Here is a 17,227-nt window from a genome sequence, read left to right as displayed (position 1 = left end):
CGCTGCTATTACTGGTGCGCTATCACTGAAGCGATCACGCCAGTAGCAACAGCGATCAGGACATAATTACCGTCAACGTTCATCCAGCGATGACCGGATGGCGGTGATTTCAATCCGCGTTTTTTCCAGTCACTGACCTGATACCCTTTACCCCGATACTGCGGCGGCAGCGCGCGACCCTGGCGGAAGTCAGGTTTCTGCTGATGTCCTGCCTGCTGGCCACCGCGCTGCTGGTGCTGCGAAGCGTGCTGCGGCTGAGCGTTATGACCCTGTTGCTGGTTTTTCTGCGGCGGCTGCTGATGTTGTTGCTGTGGACGTTTGTGTTGCTGCTGATCTGGGCCATTATCAGGACCCTGAGCAAAGGCACTCAGGCTGCTGCTGGCGAAAATCATAAATGAGAGGGCAACCGTAGCGATCTTTTTCATCTTGTTATTCCTGGCGATTGAATCAATGTTCAGACAGACGGAATGTGGCGTCAGGCGGGCGGTTGAACAAGGGTAAAAGTCTGAAGTTGCCGGGTTTAACGAAATTTTTAAACTTCCTTAACGCAATGCCGGGCACCTCTCCACAGTGTGCCCGGCAGTTGTGCTTAATCAGCCCGCTGATAAGCCTGTTCCAGCAGCCCGCGTTGTTGTTCCACGCTGTAGATCACCAGGCTGTTTTTGCTGTTGGAACGGGCCAGGATCCAGTCAATCTCTTCGCTACTCAGTGAGGGCGGTGACTGCCAGAACGGCGTAATGGCGTTGTCGGTCAGCCAGCTGGCCAGCCGTCTTGCCGTTGCCCCTTCTCCCAGCGGGAACAGAGCGGCACCCAACTGCTGCATCAGTGCAATCTGCTGCGGGTGTTCGCTCTCTCCCAGCAGATGCAGGAACGGCAGCAGCAGGCGGCCACACACTTCCCCATGATGATAATCCTTGATAGCGCCCAGCTCTCCGGCGATACCGTGGATCACGCCCAACCCGGCCATGCTCAGGCTTTGCCCGCCGAGCCAGGAGGCGATCATCATCTGTTCACGCGCCTCATTACCCACTTCATCATCCCGGTTGAGTGCCGCCCAGCCACGCATAAAAGCCTGCATTCCGCTGATGGCAGTCTGGCGGGTAAAAGCATTGCCGCTATGGGAGAGATACGCTTCAAACAGGTGCGTAAATGCATCAATGCCGCAGCAGGCCAGCACATGATCCGAGGCACCGCGCAGCAGCTCCGGGTCGAGGATCGCTATCTGCGGCACAAAGTTAGCGTGACGTAATGATGCTTTGACGTTGAGCCGGGTTTTGTCGGTGATCACGGCATTTTGCGTCACTTCGCTGCCTGTTCCCGCCGTGGTTGGGATAGCGATCAGCGGCAGCGTGGCCCCCGTCACGGCGGTATCGCCCACTTTTTCCAGATAGCGCAGGGTATTCAGGGGATGCTGGCTGAGTGCGGCAACCGCTTTGGCTGCATCCAGCACGCTGCCGCCGCCAATGGCGACCACGCGCTTTGCCTTGTCTCGCCAGCGTGCAACCCAGGCATCGATCTCATCAGGAGACGCTTCATGACTGACGATCTCCACGCCGCACAGCAGGGGTTCCAGCGTGGGCTGAAGCTGTTGCCAGGCGCTGCCGTTAAGAAATGAACGGCCACAGAACAGCAGGGTGGGCAATACCGGATCGTTCAGCAGCGGGACCAGCTGTTCCAGGCTGCCGCTGCCAAAAAAGGTGTGTCGGTTAGTGATCAATTGACGCGTAGACATCAGCAGAAATTCTCGCAGGTTAAGGGCAGGTAAAGGTGATCGCCTGGTCTTTCGGGGCGTTAATAATGGCGAAACGGTGATCGGAAATACGCTGTGCCAGCCAGCCATCCTGCGTGGTTGCTGAGGGGATATAGAGCTGGCGATCGCTGGACTGTAATGGCCCGCTGTCGAGCTTGAGATCGGGCAACGCCACTGAGAATGAGCTGAAGCGGTCAATAATCATCGCCTGGGTGACGCCCTGCGATTGCCCGCTGAGGGTCTGTATCTCACCAGGGCACTGCTGGCCCTTATAGTCTGAAGAGCAGGCGGCAAGCAGTAAGACCAGCAACGCGGGCAGCGCGCGGATAACCGGCAGCGGTGAAGGGAAAGCGGGCAACAGCCAGTGTCCTGACTTCGGCATGATACATCCTGTTAGTGGCGGTTCCACATTGGGTGTGATGCGACTGATTATAGCCCGGCACGATAATAACGTCATTGTGCAGTCATGCTTCGCTGGATAGTTAGTGTTCACTATCGCTGTATGGCTGCATATTCAATAACCCTCCATTTTGTAACGTTAAAGTGAATCAATTTAGCCAAAACGTTAACAATAGTTCGCAAGCGAATTAATGAGTGCTACAATCACCACCGTTTTGTGACGTACATCACATAAGTGCCGACGGCAACGCGTAACTGCCGCACGGAAAAAAGACGTCAGCGCAAAACAGGGAAGCGTTCTTTGGCGATGAACGGAGCAAACGTGACCAGGGGTTATAGACTTTTGGCGGGGTTGCAAGGTGAAGACAAAGCCGTGTACGTCAGGGAATGTTGGGCGCTTACCGGGCTGGGCCGGGTAAGACTTTTAGCATCATTTTTACTCATCGAATAATTCCTGTGAATAATAAAACCTCTGCTTACTTTCTGACGCCTCTGTTTCTGATGACGCCGGTCGCTGTCAGCTATGCACAATCCGCTACCGATGCCGCCAGTGCTCAGGGACAGGGATCCTCCCTGATGGTGATTAAACAACGCACGGGCTTGTCCGAACTGGATACCCCGGCGGCAGTCAGCGTGGTGGAAGGTGACGATCTGCGCCGTTCCAGCGCGCAGGTGAACATTTCCGAAAACCTTGGCGGTGTTCCGGGGCTGCAAATTCAGAATCGTCAGAACTACGCTCAGGATCTGCAACTTTCTGTTCGTGGCTTCGGCAGCCGTTCCATGTACGGCGTGCGCGGTGTGCGTCTGTATGTTGACGGTATTCCCGCCACCATGCCGGATGGGCAGGGGCAGACGTCGAACATTGATATTAACTCGGTGGGTAAGGTAGACGTGCTGCGCGGGCCGTATTCGGCGCTGTACGGCAACGCCTCCGGCGGCGTGGTGAATATTGACAGCGAAACGGGCAGCCAGCCCACCACGCTGGAAGCAGGCACTTACTTCGGTAGCTATGGCTCATGGCGCAACAGCGTGAAAGCCAGCGGGGCTACCGGTGATGGCACCCAGGCAGGTGACGTGAATTACACCCTTTCCGGTTCACGCTTTACCACTCACGGCTTCCGCGACCACAGCGGCACACAGAAAAGCCTGGGTAACGGCAAGCTCGGCGTGCGTCTTGATGATGTCAGTACCCTGACGCTGATGTTTAACAGCGTATCGGTTGATGCCAACGATCCCGGTGGTCTGACGGAAGCCGAATACCAAGCCAATCCGCGTCAGTCGCCACGTGGCGATAACTTTAATACACGAAAGAGTCTGGACCAGACTCAGGTCGGCCTGCGTTATCAGCGTGAGATGAGTGACAACGACCAGCTGACGCTGACCACCTGGCACGGCGAGCGCCACACCACCCAGTATCAGTCCATTCCTTACGGTACTCAGCAGCTTGCTACATATCCCGGCGGTGTGATTGTGCTGGAGCGTAAATATCAGGGTGTGGATACCCGCTGGAAACACGACGGCCAGCTGGGTTCGGTGCCGGTGACGCTGATCGGCGGGCTTGATTATGAAACCATGACCGAACGCCGTCAGGGCTTCCAGAACTACAACACGGTGAATGGGGTTAACCAGTTCGGTGAGAAGGGCGATCAGCGCCGTAACGAAAAAAACACCCTGTGGAACCTCGATCCCTATCTGCAAACCAGCTGGCAGCTGACGCCGAAGTGGACGCTGGATGCCGGGCTGCGCTACAGCACGGTGAACTTTGATTCCACCGACTATTATATAACCAGTGTGAACGGCGATGACAGCGGCAGTGCGCGCTATCACAAGCTGCTGCCGATGGGATCGCTGAACTATGCGGTGACGGATGCATGGAATCTTTATGCTTCTGCCGGGCGTGGTTTTGAAACGCCGACCATTAATGAGCTTTCCTACCGCTCGACCTCCGGCACGCAGACGGGGCTGAACCTGGGGCTGAAACCCGCCACCAGCGACACCGTTGAACTGGGCAGTAAAACCCGCATCGGTTACGGCTTGCTGACCGCTGCCGTGTTCCAGACCAATACCGATAATGAGTTGGTAGTCGACAGCAGTTCAGGTGGCCGTGCGGTGTATAAAAATGCCGGAGAGACGCGCCGCCGTGGCCTGGAGCTGGGCTTTGACCAGCAGTTCGCAATGGACTGGCACCTGAAGCTGGCGTGGACGCTGCTGGATGCGACTTATCGCAATGAAACCTGTAATGCGACGGGGTCGAGCTGTACCCCTGCGGGCAACCGCCTGCCGGGAATTGCGCGCAATATGGGCTACGCTTCACTGGCGTATGTGCCAGAAAGCGGCTGGCATGCCGGTGCTGATATTCGTTATATGAGTGACATTCAGGCCAACGATGCCAACGATGCGCAGGCTCCGTCTTACGCCGTGACCAGCCTGAACAGCGGCTACCGTTTCAACTGGAGCCAGTGGTCACTGGACCTGTTTGGCCGCGTCGATAATCTGTTCGACCGCCAGTATGTTGGCTCCGTTATCGTGAATGAAGGCTATAACCGCTACTACGAACCTGCACCGGGGCGTAACTGGGGCGGCGGTGCCACCATGACGTATCAGTTCTAAGTATTTCGCTGCAGTAATGCGGCAATGAATCCAGTAATGGCCTGCTGAAGCGCCTGCAACAGCGGGCCAACAACACCGTATGGATAGGTAAGTACAAAACTAAAAGATTGGGCGTTCGCTTAATCGATGACTTTAAATTTTGGTAAGGTTCAAACTATGCAAAGTAAAGCATCAAGAATACTGATCCTGTTAACAGCGATTTTCGCCACCCTGAGTGGCCTTTATCTGTTAATCGGCGGTATCTGGTTGGCTAAACTGGGTGGCTCGCTCTACTACATCATCGCTGGTGTGGTTCTGCTGATCACTGCGTTCCTGCTGTATCGCCGCCGTGGCGCAGCGCTGCTGCTCTACGCGATCTTCCTGCTGGCGACCACGGTCTGGTCACTGTGGGAAGTGGGTTCCGACTTCTGGGCGCTCACGCCGCGCCTGGACGTGACCTTCTTCCTCGGCCTGTGGATGGTGTTGCCATTCATCTGGCGTAGCCTTGGCTCAACGGGTGCATTCCCACGCATGGCACTCTCTGCCGTGCTGGTGTTTGTGGTCGCGGTGCTGGCTTACTCGGTGTTTAACGACCCGCAGGAAATCAACGGCACGCTGAGCCAGGATCAGGCCGCTGCGGCCCCGGCTGACGACGGTATTCCGGCAGGCGACTGGCCAGCCTACGGTCGTACGCAGGGCGGTACGCGTTACTCCCCGCTGAAGCAGGTTAACGACAGTAACGTTGATAAGTTGCAGGAAGCCTGGACCTTCCAGACCGGCGATCTGAAAACACCTAACGATCCGGGTGAGATCACCAACGAAGTCACGCCAATCAAAATCGGCGATGCTTTGTATCTGTGTACCGCGCACCAGCAGCTGTTTGCGCTGGATGCTGCTACAGGTAAGCAGAAATGGAAGTTTGATCCGAAGATGAAGACGGATCCGACGTTCCAGCATGTGACCTGTCGCGGTGTGTCTTACTACCAGACACCAGAAGCCGCAGCGACCCCGGCCGGGACTCAGCCTGCGCTGTGCTCACGCCGCGTGTTACTGCCTGTCAATGACGGTAGCCTGTATGCGCTGGACGCGGAAACCGGTGCTCTGTGCCCGGAATTCGGCGACAACGGTAAGCTGAACCTGCAGAGCAATCTGCCTTACAACAAAGTGGGTTCTTACGAGCCAACGTCACCGCCCATCATCACCAGCACCACCATTGTGATGGCCGGTGCGGTAACCGATAACTACTCAACCAAAGAGCCGTCCGGTGTGATCCGTGGTTTCGATGTCAACACAGGTAAGCTGCTGTGGGCCTTCGATACCGGCGCGAAAGATCCGAACGTGATTGCGGAAGGCGAGCAGAACTATACGCCGAACTCCCCGAACTCATGGGCACCGGCGTCTTACGATGCCAAACTGGACCTGGTTTACCTGCCAATTGGCGTTGCAACGCCTGATATCTGGGGCGGTCACCGTACCCCGGAGATGGAGCGTTTCGCCACCGGTATGCTGGCACTGAATGCCACCACCGGTAAGCTGGCCTGGTTCTATCAGACCGTTCACCACGATCTGTGGGATATGGACGTTCCGGCGCAGCCAACGCTGGCTGACATCAACGACAAAGACGGCAACAAGGTTCCGGTCATCTACATTCCGACCAAAACCGGCGACATCTTTGTGCTGAACCGTACCAACGGTAAGCCTGTGGTTCCGGCTCCGGAAATGAAGGTTCCAGGCGGTGCAGCGAAGGGCGATCACGTTTCCCCTACGCAGCCCTACTCTGAACTGAGCTTCCGCCCGAAAGCACAGCTGGCCGGGAAGGATATGTGGGGCGCCACCATCTACGATCAGCTGATCTGTCGTGTGATGTTCCACCAGTTACGTTATGAAGGTCCGTTCACTCCGCCATCCGAGCAGGGTACCCTGGTGTTCCCGGGTAACCTCGGCATGTTCGAGTGGGGCGGTATCGCGGTGGATACTGACCGTCAGGTTGCGGTGACTAATCCAATGGCGCTGCCGTTTGTGTCCCGCCTGATCCCACGTGGCCCGGGTAACCCGATTGAGCCTGATGAGAATGATAAGGGCGGTACCGGTACTGAGTCTGGCGTTCAGCCACAGTATGGCCTGCCGTACGGTGTGACGCTGAATCCGTTCCTGTCTCCGCTGGGCTTCCCATGCAAACAGCCTTCATGGGGCTACATCTCTGCGGTTGACCTGAAAACCAATGATATCGTGTGGAAAAAACGTATCGGCACCGTGCGCGACAGCTCACCGGTTCCGCTGCCGTTTAAAATGGGTATGCCAATGCTGGGCGCGCCGGTGACCACTGCCGGTAACGTCTTCTTCATTGCTGCCACCGCCGATAACTACCTGCGTGCATTCAACGTTTCTAACGGCAAACAGCTGTGGGAAGCGCGTCTGCCAGCAGGCGGCCAGGCGACACCAATGACCTATGAAGTGAATGGCAAACAGTACGTACTGATTGTGGCCGGTGGCCACGGTTCATTCGGTACTAAACTGGGCGACTACGTGAAAGCTTACGCGCTGCCTGACAGCAAATAACGGTGTCTGAAACGGGCGAGGCGTGCCTCGCCCCTACGGTAATCATGCACCTGGCGACAATTAGTGTAGGGGTCAGGCATGCCTGACCCGCAAAGCAAAAAGGGCGACTGAAAAGTCGCCCTTTTTTTATGCCAGTGCTTTCAGGGCCGCGATCTGCTCGCGCCAGCGTATCAGCGCAGCGGCTTCATCGTTCAGAGTGAACGTTAACCCACTGGTCACTGTGGCATATGGTGCCCGATGGGCGATGACCTGTTTGACCTCCGCACTAAATACCGCCAGTTCCAGCGCTGTCAGGGTGCCCTCGCGCTGTGTTGCCAGCGCCTGAATCTCTATCACCGCACCGTCCAGCACCAGCGCGAGGGTGATTTTCCCGTCACGTTGCAGATTACGCGTGGTGGTGGACTGCGGCCAGATGGCAAACAGCAGTTCCCCCGGTGAACGAGCGATGATCTCGCCCAGGCTAAGCTGTGCCGCATAGGGCCAGCCATTTTCGCCGACGCTGGACAGGCGAATCGCCTGATGCAGATGGCTGGCAGGCAGCGAGCCGTCGAGCAAATCCAGCAGCGCGTCGGGCAGGGTGGTGGCGGTCATATCCATTTCCTTCTGGCGTAAAACAGCCAGTTTACTCTGCAATCGGCCTGGTTCGCAGTATCACTTTGCCGTGTATGCTGCCGTCTTGTTTCTTCAGATAAAATATTTCGCTACAAAATGATGAAGTTATTTTTATATTTTGGTTTTTTCCTGGGTTGATGTGTACACAACCCCTTTTATAGTTAAACCTACCATCAACCAGCCTGATTTAATCTGCCCCCTGCTGGCCTCTCTTAATCTTCCCCTAATAATTTTCATTTAAGCTCTATATATCCGGGTGTTGTTAAGCTTTTACTGCTCGTTTTTAGAGCGACCAGGCTATTTTTGACGCTTTGGTGTTCAGCTGAGGGGCAGAGGGTGTAAAGACCAGCAAAATGAAAAAATGCAGTATTTCGTTCAGGATCGAGGGGGGGAATATCAGCCCCTGCTATCCTGATTCATTATTTGTGGTGTTAATTGTTTAATGGATGTAATCAATGACAGACTTTTTGCCTTTCTCGCGTCCGGCAATGGGTGCGGAAGAATTGGACGCTGTTGCCGAGGTGCTGCGTTCAGGATGGATCACCACCGGCCCCAAAAATCAGCAGCTTGAACAGGCTTTTTGCCAGCTCACCGGGAATCGCCATGCGATTGCCGTCAGTTCCGCAACAGCCGGGATGCACGTCACGCTCATGGCGCTGGGTATCGGGCCGGGTGATGAAGTGATCACCCCGTCGCTGACCTGGGTTTCCACACTGAATATGATCGTCCTGCTGGGGGCGACCCCGGTGATGATCGACGTTGATCGCGATACGCTGATGGTGACACCAGCGCTGATTGAAGCGGCCATCACCCCACGGACCAAAGCCATTGTTCCGGTGCATTATGCGGGCGCCCCCGCTGATATCGCTGCTATTCGTACACTGGCGGAGCTGCGGGGCATTGCGGTTATCGAGGATGCGGCCCATGCGGCAGGTACGCACTATCGCGGGCAGCATGTGGGCCGCAGCGGTACCGCCATCTTCTCTTTCCACGCGATTAAAAATATGAGCTGTGCCGAAGGCGGGCTGGTGGTCACCGATGATGATGCTCTGGCCGATCGCGTGCGCAGCCTGAAATTCCACGGACTGGGGGTTGATGCTTTCGATCGCCAGACCCACGGCCGCGCGCCACAGGCCGAAGTGATCATGCCTGGCTTCAAATACAACCTGGCTGACATCAATGCGGCAATTGCGCTGGTGCAGCTGGACAAACTGGCAGCAAACAACGCCCGGCGTGAGCAGATTGCGTTGCGCTACCTCGACGAGCTTTCCGATACCCCGTTCCTGCCTCTGGCTCAGCCTGACTGGCCGCATCACCACGCCTGGCACCTGTTTATCCTGCGCATTGACCCTGAGCGATGCGGTATCAGCCGCGATGAACTGATGCAGGCGCTCAAAGAGCAGGGGATTGGCAGCGGTCTGCACTTTCGGGCGGCGCATACGCAGAAATATTATCGCGAGCGCTTCCCTCACCTGTCCCTGCCGCACACGGAATGGAACTCAGAGCGTATCTGCTCGATTCCCCTGTTCCCGGGGATGACTGACGAAGATGGCAGCCGCGTGATTGTGGCGCTGCGTAAGCTGGCAAAGAGATAAGAGATGACAGAACAACCGATCAACAAACTCTCCGTCGTGATCCCGGTGTACAACGAGCAGGAGAGCCTGCCCGAATTGATCCGTCGTACGGATACGGCCTGCGCGCAGCTGGCTATCGACTATGAAATTCTGCTGGTTGATGACGGCAGCAGCGATGCCTCGGCCGAGATGCTTACTGCCGCCGCAGAGGCGCCGGGCAGCCATATTGTTGCGGTGCTGCTGAACCGTAACTACGGCCAGCACTCGGCGATCATGGCCGGTTTCAGCCATGTCAGCGGTGACCTCATTATCACGCTCGATGCCGATCTGCAAAATCCCCCTGAGGAGATCCCCCGCCTGGTGGCAACGGCCCGGCAGGGCTACGACGTGGTTGGCACCGTGCGGCAAAACCGTCAGGACAGCTGGTTCCGTAAGCGTGCCTCGCGTCTGATCAATCATCTGATTCAACGCACCACGGGCAAAGCGATGGGCGACTACGGCTGCATGCTGCGTGCTTACCGACGACATATTGTGGATGCCATGCTGCACTGCCATGAGCGCAGCACCTTTATCCCTATTCTGGCGAACACCTTTGCCCGGCGGGCGACGGAGATCCCGGTACTGCACGCCGAGCGTGAATTTGGCGACTCCAAATACAGCTTTATGCGCCTGATCAACCTGATGTATGACCTGATCACCTGCCTGACCACCACGCCACTGCGTCTGTTAAGCGTTTTTGGCAGTGTGATTGCGCTGGCAGGTTTTGCTATTTCCCTGCTGCTGCTCGGACTGCGCCTGTTCCTTGGCCCGCAGTGGGCAGCAGAAGGGGTATTTATGCTGTTTGCCGTGCTGTTTATTTTTGTCGGTGCACAGTTTATTGGCATGGGGCTGCTTGGCGAGTATATCGGGCGCATCTACAACGATGTACGCGCTCGTCCTCGTTATTTTATTCAGCGCGTTGTCAGCCGTGACGCCAACACCACACAGGATAAATCATTATGAAAGCCGTAGTCTTTGCCTACCATGATATGGGCTGCACCGGGATCCGGGCGCTGGCTGAAGCGGGTTTTGAAATCTGCGCAATTTTCACCCATGCGGACAATCCCGCTGAGAATCACTTCTTCGGTTCTGTCGCACGTACTGCCGCGCAGTTGGGTGTGCCGGTTTATGCGCCAGAGGAGGTTAACCACCCTTTGTGGGTTGACCGCATCCGTGAAATGAAACCTGACGTGATTTTCTCATTCCACTACCGCCAGATGCTGAGTGACGAGATCCTCGCCTGTGCGCCTGTGGGGGCGTTTAATCTGCATGCCTCACTGCTGCCGAAGTATCGCGGCCGTGCTCCGCTGAACTGGGTGCTGGTTAACGGCGAGGAAGAAACCGGCGTCACGTTGCATCGCATGGTGAAACGCGCCGATGCCGGGGCGATTATCGCTCGTGAGAAAGTGGCGATTGCGGCGGAAGATAATGCGCTGACGCTGCATTATAAGGTGTGTGAGAGTGCGAAGCAGTTGCTGTCGCAAAGCCTGCCGGGCCTGCTCAGTGGTGATTTCACTGAATACCCGCAGGATGAAAACCAGGCAACCTGTGTTGGACGACGCACCCCGGAAGACGGGCGCATCGACTGGCAGCAGCCGGTGCAACGTACCCATAACCTGGTGCGTGCGGTTACCGATCCCTGGCCGGGGGCGTTCAGCTATGTGGGTGCCGCGAAGTTCATCATCTGGCAATCTAAAATCTGCCACGACTGGCCGGTGACAAAACCCGGTACGGTGCTTTCCGTCTCGCCTTTTGTTATCGCCTGTGCTGACGGTGCGCTGGAAGTGGTCACCGGGCAAAGCGACAGCGGCGTCTATATGCAGGGCAGCCAGCTGGCGCAAACGTTGGGACTGGTAGCAGGTGCCTTACTGCATAACCAGCCGGTGGCAGCGGCAAAACGCAGAGCCCGTGTGCTGATCCTCGGCGTCAATGGCTTTATCGGTAACCACCTGACGGAGCGCCTGCTGGCCGATGATCACTTCGAAATCTTCGGGCTGGATATTGGTTCTGATGCGATTAGCCGCTTCGTGGGGCACGAGCGTTTCCATTTTGTTGAAGGGGATATCAGCATTCACTCGGAGTGGATCGAGTACCATATTAAAAAATGTGATGTGGTTCTCCCGCTGGTGGCGATTGCCACGCCGATCGAATATACCCGCAACCCACTGCGCGTGTTTGAACTGGATTTTGAAGAAAACCTGAAGATTATTCGCGACTGCGTGAAGTACAAAAAACGCATTATTTTCCCTTCTACCTCGGAAGTTTATGGCATGTGTACCGATGCCACTTTCGATGAGGACCATTCGAATCTGGTGGTCGGTCCGATCAATAAACAGCGCTGGATTTACTCAGTGTCTAAACAGCTGCTGGATCGGGTGATCTGGGCCTACGGAGAAAAAGAGGGGCTGCGCTTTACGCTGTTCCGGCCGTTCAACTGGATGGGACCACGTCTGGATAACCTGAACGCCGCACGTATCGGCAGTTCACGCGCCATTACCCAGCTGATCCTCAATCTGGTGGAAGGTTCACCAATTAAGCTGATTGACGGCGGGCGGCAGAAGCGTTGCTTTACCGATATTCGTGACGGCATTGAGGCGCTGTTCCTGATTATCGAAAACAAGCAGCAGAACTGCGACGGGCAGATTATCAATATCGGTAACCCGGATAACGAAGCCAGTATTAAAGAGCTGGCCGAACAGCTGCTGGCCAGTTTTGAGCGGCACCCGCTGCGCCACCAATTCCCGCCGTTTGCCGGTTTCCGCGAAGTGGAAAGTAGCAGCTATTACGGCAAGGGATATCAGGATGTGGAGCACCGGAAACCGTCAATCCGTAATGCGAAACGCCTGCTGAACTGGCAGCCTGAGGTAGCGATGAACTACACCATTGATGCCACGCTCGATTTCTTCCTGCAAACCGTTGAGCAGGACGAGATCATCAAATGATCAATGTCGGTCTGCGCATTGATGTGGATACCTGGCGCGGAACCCGGGACGGTGTGCCGCGCCTGATCTCTATCCTTGAACGCCAGCAAACTCGCGCCAGTTTTTTCTTCAGCGTTGGGCCGGATAATATGGGCCGCCATTTATGGCGGCTGCTAAAACCACGCTTTCTGTGGAAGATGCTGAGGTCAAATGCGGCTTCACTGTATGGCTGGGACATTCTGCTGGCGGGTACAGCCTGGCCCGGACGACACATCGGTCAGGGGCTGGCCGATGTGATCCGTCAGGCGAGCCAGCAGCATGAAACAGGCATGCACGCCTGGGATCATTTTGCCTGGCAAACCTGGGCAGGCGTATGGTCTGCCGGGAAGTTAAGCGAAGAGGTCCGTCGCGGGGTGGAAGCACTCAGTGAACTCATCGGGCAACCCGTAACCTGCTCAGCGGCAGCGGGCTGGCGGGCAGATGGTCGTGTCCTCGCCGCCAAACAGCCTTTTGATTTTCGTTATAACAGCGACTGTCGCGGCACAGAACCCTTCCGGCCAGTTCTGCCCGATGGGCGCCTGGGAACCGTACAGATCCCGGTGACGTTACCAACGTGGGACGAAGTGGTCGGGATGCGTGTTGCTCCTGAGCACTACAACGCATTTATCCTCGATGAGATCGGTCGTCAGCAGGGCGTTCCGGTTTACACCATCCATGCCGAAGCGGAAGGGATCGTGCTGGCGGATCAGTTTGATGCACTGCTGACGGAGGCGCGACAGCGTGGGATCCGTTTCTGTCCACTGGGCGAGCTGCTGCCGCAGGATCTATCGCAGCTGCCAACGGGCAAAATTATTCGGGGTAGCCTCCCCGGCCGTGAAGGTTGGCTGGGATGCCAGCAATTAGCTGAGTGATTGCGGATGAAATACACCCGTTATGCCTTGTTACTGCCCCTGTTGTATGTGCTCTATTACCTGCTTCCTCTTGAGTTCCGTGCTCTTTGGCAGCCGGATGAAGTTCGCTATGCGGAGATCAGCCGTGAAATGCTGGTCAGTGGAAACTGGGTGGTGCCACACTTTCTCGATCTGCGCTATTTCGAGAAGCCGATAGCCGGGTACTGGATCAATAACATCAGTCAGTGGATCTTCGGCGGCAACAATTTCGCCGTGCGTTTTGGCTCAGTGTTTTCTGTGTCACTCAGTGCCTTACTGATTTACTGGCTGGCGTTCAGTATGTGGCGTCAGCGTGCGACCGCGTTGTTATCTGCGGTGATCTTCCTCACCTGCATGTTGGTCTATTGCATCGGGACTTATGCGGTATTAGACCCGATGATCACGCTATGGCTGACGGCAGCGATGTGCAGTTTCTGGCTGGTCGGGCAGGGGGGAAGTCGGCGGCAGAAAACAGCGGGTTGGTTACTGCTGGGGCTGGCCTGCGGGATGGGTTTTATGACCAAAGGCTTTCTGGCGCTGGCGGTGCCGGTGGTGGCGATTGTGCCGTGGATGATCTGGCAGCGTCGTGTGAAAGAGCTGATGTTATGCGGGCCGCTGGCCTTACTCAGTGCGGCGCTGATCTCGGCACCCTGGGCCATCAGTATTGCCCGACAGGAACCGGATTTTTGGCATTACTTCTTCTGGGTGGAGCATATTCAGCGCTTTGCGGAGGATGATGCTCAGCATAAAGCGCCATTCTGGTATTACATCCCGGTACTGATTGCCGGGGCACTGCCATGGCTTGGGCTGCTGCCTGGGGCGCTGCATCGGGCCTGGCGGGAGCGGCAGGTGGTTGCGGCGAGTTCTGCCTATTTACTCGCTTGGGTGGTGATGCCGTTGCTGTTTTTCAGTGTGGCGAAAGGCAAACTGCCGACCTACATCCTGCCCTGTTTTGCACCGCTGGCGATGCTGCTGGCACATCATGCGATGGCACTGTCCACCGCAGGGCGACGCGGCCTGAAAGCCAACGGCGTGGTCAATCTGGTGGTGGGGATCGTGCTGCTGCTGGCAATGGTGCTGATCGTGGCGCCGTGGGGGCTGCTCAGGCACCCGGTGTATGCCCGGCATGAGGTGATCAAAGTGCTGCTGGCAGGAACGGCATTTCTGTTTTGGGCACTGGTGGGCGCGGCCAGCCTGATCGGGGGCGCGAGACACTGGCGGCTTGCCGCGCTGTGTCCATTGGGGCTAGCGCTGGTGGTGGGTGCCGTCATCCCCGATAAGGTGATTAATTCCAAGCAGCCGCAGCCGTTTATTGCCGACGTCAGCCGGGATTTGCAGCAGAGTCGATTTGTGCTGTCGAACACGATTGGCACGGCATCTGCGCTGGCCTGGGAACTGAAGCGCAGCGATATTTTATTGTTAGAACAGCAGGGTGAGTTGGCCTACGGTTTGCGCTATGCCGATGGTGCCGATCGCCTTATTCCGACTGCGGATTTTGCACAATGGCTGAGCGCTCATCGGCGTGAAGGTAATGTGTCATTAGTGATTAAGCTCTCCTCTGAGGGCGACAAAGTGGATGAGCGTATCCCTGTGCCTGATCGTCTCTACCAGCAGGGGCGGATGCTGTTTTACCTCTATCGGCAGCAGCCGTGAATATGTTGCTGATTGTCCTGGCCAGCCTGTTGAGCTGCGGCGGGCAGTTATGTCAGAAGCAGGCGACGATGCGTGAGGGCCACCGTTATCTGCTGGTGTGGCTGGCGGCCAGCATTTTATTGCTGGGGATAGCGCTGCTGGTGTGGTTGCGTGTACTGCAAATCGTGCCAGTGGGGGTGGCTTACCCCATGTTGAGTCTTAACTTTATTTTTGTGACCCTCGCCGCACGCTGGTTGTGGCAGGAAGCGATCTCATTGCGTCATGGACTGGGCATTGTGCTGATTGTGGCTGGAGTGGCGGTGATGGGGATCTATACCTGATGGGGCTGATCTGGGCTTTTTGCAGCGTGCTGCTGATCAGCGCCGCGCAGTTAATGATGAAGTGGGCGATCGTACAGTTTCCCTCTATTGATCAGCCCGCGCTGTTTAGCACGGCGCTTCTCAGCCTCTCCTTGCCCACGCTGGTGCTGTTCGGCGGGCTGCTGGCCTACGGTCTTTCGATGCTGTGCTGGTTGCTGGCCTTGCAGCGCCTGCCCCTGAGCCGGGTTTATCCTCTGCTGAGCCTGAGCTATCTGCTGGTATGGGCGGCGGCGCTGTGGTTGCCTGGAATAAATGAAACCTTTCTCTGGGGCAAGCTGGTGGGCGCGGTGATCATCCTCTCCGGGCTGTTGTTGATATTCTGGCCGGGGAAAAATACCCACAGATAGTGCTATCATCGCGCGATTCATTACACAGAGTCTGTCAAAAACATGAACCCTTCACTTCCTCTCCTGCATGTCAGGGAGGTTACGTTTGTGCGCCAGGATAAAACGCTGTTGTTGCCTGTGTCCTTTGAACTTCACAAAGGCGAGTTCCTCTGGCTAACGGGGCCATCCGGGGCGGGTAAAAGTACCCTGCTGAAAATTATTGCTTCCCTGCTCGATGCGTCCGGTGGTGAAGTGAGGTTTAACGGTCAGCCGATTGTTGAGTTGAAACCCGAACAGTATCGCCAGCGAGTCTCCTACGTCTTTCAGACGCCACAGCTGTTTGGCCGTACGGTATATGACAATCTCTCTCTGCCTTATCAGATCCGCCAGCAGCCTGTTGATCGTCAGCATCTCGGCGATGAGCTGGTACGATTGGGGCTGCCTTCTGCGATGCTGGACACGCCGGTGGATCAACTCTCTGGCGGGGAAAAACAGCGCGTGGCACTGCTGCGTAATATGCAGTTCCCCCCGGATATCCTGTTGTTGGACGAAATCAGTAGCGCGCTGGATGACGAGAATAAACAGAGGGTAGCGCAGTTGGTCGGCGAGCAGGTGGCACGGGGAAGTGCGGCGATCTGGATCAGCCACGACAGCGTAGAAACAAACGATGGCAGACGGCGGCTCCGGCTGTCGCCCGCCGAAATGGAGAGCTGGCATGAACCAGCATAATATTACTAATGAGTCACTGGCACTGGCATTAATGCTGGTGGTGGTTGCACTGCTGGTCAGCGGTAAAGAGCGGTTAGGGCTGGAAAAAGACATCATCTGGAGCGTGGCGCGCGCCATTGTGCAGTTGGTGATTGTTGGCTACGTGCTTAAGTATATTTTCGATATCAACAATCAGTGGCTGACGGTGTTGATGGTGCTGTTTATCTGCGTAAATGCCGCGCTGAACGCGAAAAAGCGCAGTCGCGCTATCGACAGAGGCTTTCTGATTTCGTTTATTGCCATTACCTCCGGGACCACGCTAACGCTGGCCACTCTGCTGCTTAGTGGTGCGATTGAGTTTATGCCCATGCAGGTGATCCCGATCTCGGGAATGGTTGCCGGTAATGCGATGGTGGCGGTGGGGTTGTGCTTCAGCAATCTGAATCAACGCTTTAGTGATAATCGCCAGAAGGTGGAAGAGATGCTGAGCCTGGGAGCCAGTGCAAAGCTGGCATCGACCTCTATCGTGCGTGACAGCATACGCGCAGCTATGATCCCAACGGTTGATGCAGCAAAAACGGTCGGTCTGGTGAGTTTACCGGGTATGATGTCCGGTCTGATTTTTGCCGGTATTGATCCGGTAAAAGCCATTAAGTATCAGATTATGGTGACGTTTATGCTGCTCGGCACCGCCAGCCTGTCGACGATAATTGCGGGGTATCTGGCGGCCCGCCGTTTTTATACTGCGCGTGTGCAGTTGAAATAAACGGCCAGAGTGGTGCTGGTCTGCACGATGGCCCAGGTCAACG

At 56.3% G+C, this 17,227-nt stretch carries 15 protein-coding genes; 11 read left to right on the top strand and 4 right to left on the bottom strand.

Going from position 1 to position 17,227, the window contains the following annotated elements; all coding sequences use genetic code 11:
- Positions 1 to 8 precede the first annotated feature (8 nt).
- The 3 genes from ACFL9S_RS11875 to ACFL9S_RS11865 form a co-directional block, all read right to left on the bottom strand.
- Entirely contained in the window at positions 9 to 425 is a 417-nt protein-coding gene (locus ACFL9S_RS11875) for an RcnB family protein (RefSeq protein WP_405262115.1), read from the bottom strand.
- A 164-nt stretch (positions 426 to 589) separates the two neighbouring features.
- Positions 590 to 1,732 carry an iron-containing alcohol dehydrogenase gene (locus tag ACFL9S_RS11870; RefSeq protein WP_405262114.1) on the bottom strand — a complete coding sequence of 381 codons (1,143 nt, stop codon included), beginning with the start codon at positions 1,730 to 1,732 and terminating at the stop codon, positions 590 to 592.
- A 19-nt stretch (positions 1,733 to 1,751) separates the two neighbouring features.
- The gene (locus tag ACFL9S_RS11865; RefSeq protein WP_405262113.1) at positions 1,752 to 2,132 is read right to left on the bottom strand and encodes a hypothetical protein; all 381 of its coding nucleotides are present in this window, start codon (positions 2,130 to 2,132) and stop codon (positions 1,752 to 1,754) included.
- A gap of 518 nt (positions 2,133 to 2,650) precedes the next feature.
- Here ACFL9S_RS11865 and pqqU point away from each other — a divergent pair.
- Complete coding sequence (gene pqqU, locus ACFL9S_RS11860) at positions 2,651 to 4,759, top strand: TonB-dependent receptor PqqU (RefSeq protein ID WP_405262167.1); 2,109 nt, start codon at positions 2,651 to 2,653, stop codon at positions 4,757 to 4,759.
- 156 nt (positions 4,760 to 4,915) lie between these two features.
- Positions 4,916 to 7,297 carry a glucose/quinate/shikimate family membrane-bound PQQ-dependent dehydrogenase gene (locus tag ACFL9S_RS11855; RefSeq protein WP_405262112.1) on the top strand — a complete coding sequence of 794 codons (2,382 nt, stop codon included), beginning with the start codon at positions 4,916 to 4,918 and terminating at the stop codon, positions 7,295 to 7,297.
- Between the two features lie 126 nt (positions 7,298 to 7,423).
- Here ACFL9S_RS11855 and ACFL9S_RS11850 read toward each other — a convergent pair whose 3' ends face one another.
- Positions 7,424 to 7,888, bottom strand: coding sequence for a pyridoxamine 5-phosphate oxidase (locus tag ACFL9S_RS11850; protein ID WP_405262111.1), 465 nt, complete (start codon positions 7,886 to 7,888; stop codon positions 7,424 to 7,426).
- A gap of 476 nt (positions 7,889 to 8,364) precedes the next feature.
- Here ACFL9S_RS11850 and arnB point away from each other — a divergent pair, with 476 nt between their 5' ends.
- Genes arnB through fetB form a run of 9 tightly spaced genes read left to right on the top strand, consistent with a single transcriptional unit; the run spans position 8,365 to position 17,184 of the window.
- Positions 8,365 to 9,504, top strand: coding sequence for a UDP-4-amino-4-deoxy-L-arabinose aminotransferase (gene arnB, locus ACFL9S_RS11845; protein WP_405262110.1), 1,140 nt, complete (start codon positions 8,365 to 8,367; stop codon positions 9,502 to 9,504).
- Between the two features lie 3 nt (positions 9,505 to 9,507).
- Entirely contained in the window at positions 9,508 to 10,485 is a 978-nt protein-coding gene (arnC, locus tag ACFL9S_RS11840; protein ID WP_405262109.1) for an undecaprenyl-phosphate 4-deoxy-4-formamido-L-arabinose transferase, read from the top strand.
- Positions 10,482 to 12,464, top strand: coding sequence for a bifunctional UDP-4-amino-4-deoxy-L-arabinose formyltransferase/UDP-glucuronic acid oxidase ArnA (gene arnA / locus ACFL9S_RS11835; RefSeq protein WP_405262108.1), 1,983 nt, complete (start codon positions 10,482 to 10,484; stop codon positions 12,462 to 12,464). Before arnC ends, arnA begins: the two co-directional genes overlap by 4 nt.
- Positions 12,461 to 13,354 (top strand): 4-deoxy-4-formamido-L-arabinose-phosphoundecaprenol deformylase, encoded by an 894-nt coding sequence (gene arnD / locus ACFL9S_RS11830; protein ID WP_405262107.1) that lies wholly within the window; start codon positions 12,461 to 12,463, stop codon positions 13,352 to 13,354. The genes arnA and arnD overlap by 4 nt, the downstream gene beginning before the upstream one ends.
- Before the next feature lie 6 nt (positions 13,355 to 13,360).
- Positions 13,361 to 15,025 (top strand): lipid IV(A) 4-amino-4-deoxy-L-arabinosyltransferase, encoded by a 1,665-nt coding sequence (gene arnT / locus ACFL9S_RS11825; RefSeq protein ID WP_405262106.1) that lies wholly within the window; start codon positions 13,361 to 13,363, stop codon positions 15,023 to 15,025.
- A complete protein-coding gene (gene arnE, locus ACFL9S_RS11820) occupies positions 15,022 to 15,345 on the top strand; it encodes a 4-amino-4-deoxy-L-arabinose-phosphoundecaprenol flippase subunit ArnE (RefSeq protein ID WP_405262105.1) in 324 nt (107 codons plus the stop codon). The genes arnT and arnE overlap by 4 nt, the downstream gene beginning before the upstream one ends.
- Positions 15,345 to 15,731 carry a 4-amino-4-deoxy-L-arabinose-phosphoundecaprenol flippase subunit ArnF gene (gene arnF / locus ACFL9S_RS11815; protein WP_405262104.1) on the top strand — a complete coding sequence of 129 codons (387 nt, stop codon included), beginning with the start codon at positions 15,345 to 15,347 and terminating at the stop codon, positions 15,729 to 15,731. Before arnE ends, arnF begins: the two co-directional genes overlap by 1 nt.
- A 42-nt stretch (positions 15,732 to 15,773) precedes the next feature.
- Positions 15,774 to 16,439, top strand: coding sequence for an iron efflux ABC transporter ATP-binding subunit FetA (gene fetA, locus ACFL9S_RS11810; RefSeq protein WP_405262103.1), 666 nt, complete (start codon positions 15,774 to 15,776; stop codon positions 16,437 to 16,439).
- Positions 16,426 to 17,184, top strand: a complete 759-nt coding sequence (gene fetB / locus ACFL9S_RS11805; protein WP_405262102.1) for an iron efflux ABC transporter permease subunit FetB — start codon at positions 16,426 to 16,428, stop codon at positions 17,182 to 17,184. Before fetA ends, fetB begins: the two co-directional genes overlap by 14 nt.
- The last annotated feature ends 43 nt before the right edge of the window (positions 17,185 to 17,227 follow it).

The sequence above is a fragment of the Erwinia sp. AnSW2-5 genome, assembly GCF_045107195.1.
Lineage (GTDB): Bacteria > Pseudomonadota > Gammaproteobacteria > Enterobacterales > Enterobacteriaceae > Erwinia.
The sequence above is the reverse complement of the archived record's forward strand: the minus strand, read 5'-3'. Positions and strand labels throughout refer to the sequence as shown.

Excerpts from the sequence above, each read along its gene's own strand:
- ACFL9S_RS11865 (WP_405262113.1), bottom strand. The coding sequence starts at position 2,132 with ATGCCGAAGTCAGGACACTGGCTGTTGCCCGCTTTCCCTTCACCGCTG.
- ACFL9S_RS11855 (WP_405262112.1), top strand. The coding sequence starts at position 4,916 with ATGCAAAGTAAAGCATCAAGAATACTGATCCTGTTAACAGCGATTTTC.
- ACFL9S_RS11870 (WP_405262114.1), bottom strand. The coding sequence starts at position 1,732 with ATGTCTACGCGTCAATTGATCACTAACCGACACACCTTTTTTGGCAGC.
- arnT (WP_405262106.1), top strand. The coding sequence starts at position 13,361 with ATGAAATACACCCGTTATGCCTTGTTACTGCCCCTGTTGTATGTGCTC.
- ACFL9S_RS11875 (WP_405262115.1), bottom strand. The coding sequence starts at position 425 with ATGAAAAAGATCGCTACGGTTGCCCTCTCATTTATGATTTTCGCCAGC.
- arnA (WP_405262108.1), top strand. The coding sequence starts at position 10,482 with ATGAAAGCCGTAGTCTTTGCCTACCATGATATGGGCTGCACCGGGATC.
- arnD (WP_405262107.1), top strand. The coding sequence starts at position 12,461 with ATGATCAATGTCGGTCTGCGCATTGATGTGGATACCTGGCGCGGAACC.
- fetB (WP_405262102.1), top strand. The coding sequence starts at position 16,426 with ATGAACCAGCATAATATTACTAATGAGTCACTGGCACTGGCATTAATG.
- ACFL9S_RS11850 (WP_405262111.1), bottom strand. The coding sequence starts at position 7,888 with ATGACCGCCACCACCCTGCCCGACGCGCTGCTGGATTTGCTCGACGGC.
- arnC (WP_405262109.1), top strand. The coding sequence starts at position 9,508 with ATGACAGAACAACCGATCAACAAACTCTCCGTCGTGATCCCGGTGTAC.
- arnB (WP_405262110.1), top strand. The coding sequence starts at position 8,365 with ATGACAGACTTTTTGCCTTTCTCGCGTCCGGCAATGGGTGCGGAAGAA.
- fetA (WP_405262103.1), top strand. The coding sequence starts at position 15,774 with ATGAACCCTTCACTTCCTCTCCTGCATGTCAGGGAGGTTACGTTTGTG.
- pqqU (WP_405262167.1), top strand. The coding sequence starts at position 2,651 with ATGACGCCGGTCGCTGTCAGCTATGCACAATCCGCTACCGATGCCGCC.
- arnF (WP_405262104.1), top strand. The coding sequence starts at position 15,345 with ATGGGGCTGATCTGGGCTTTTTGCAGCGTGCTGCTGATCAGCGCCGCG.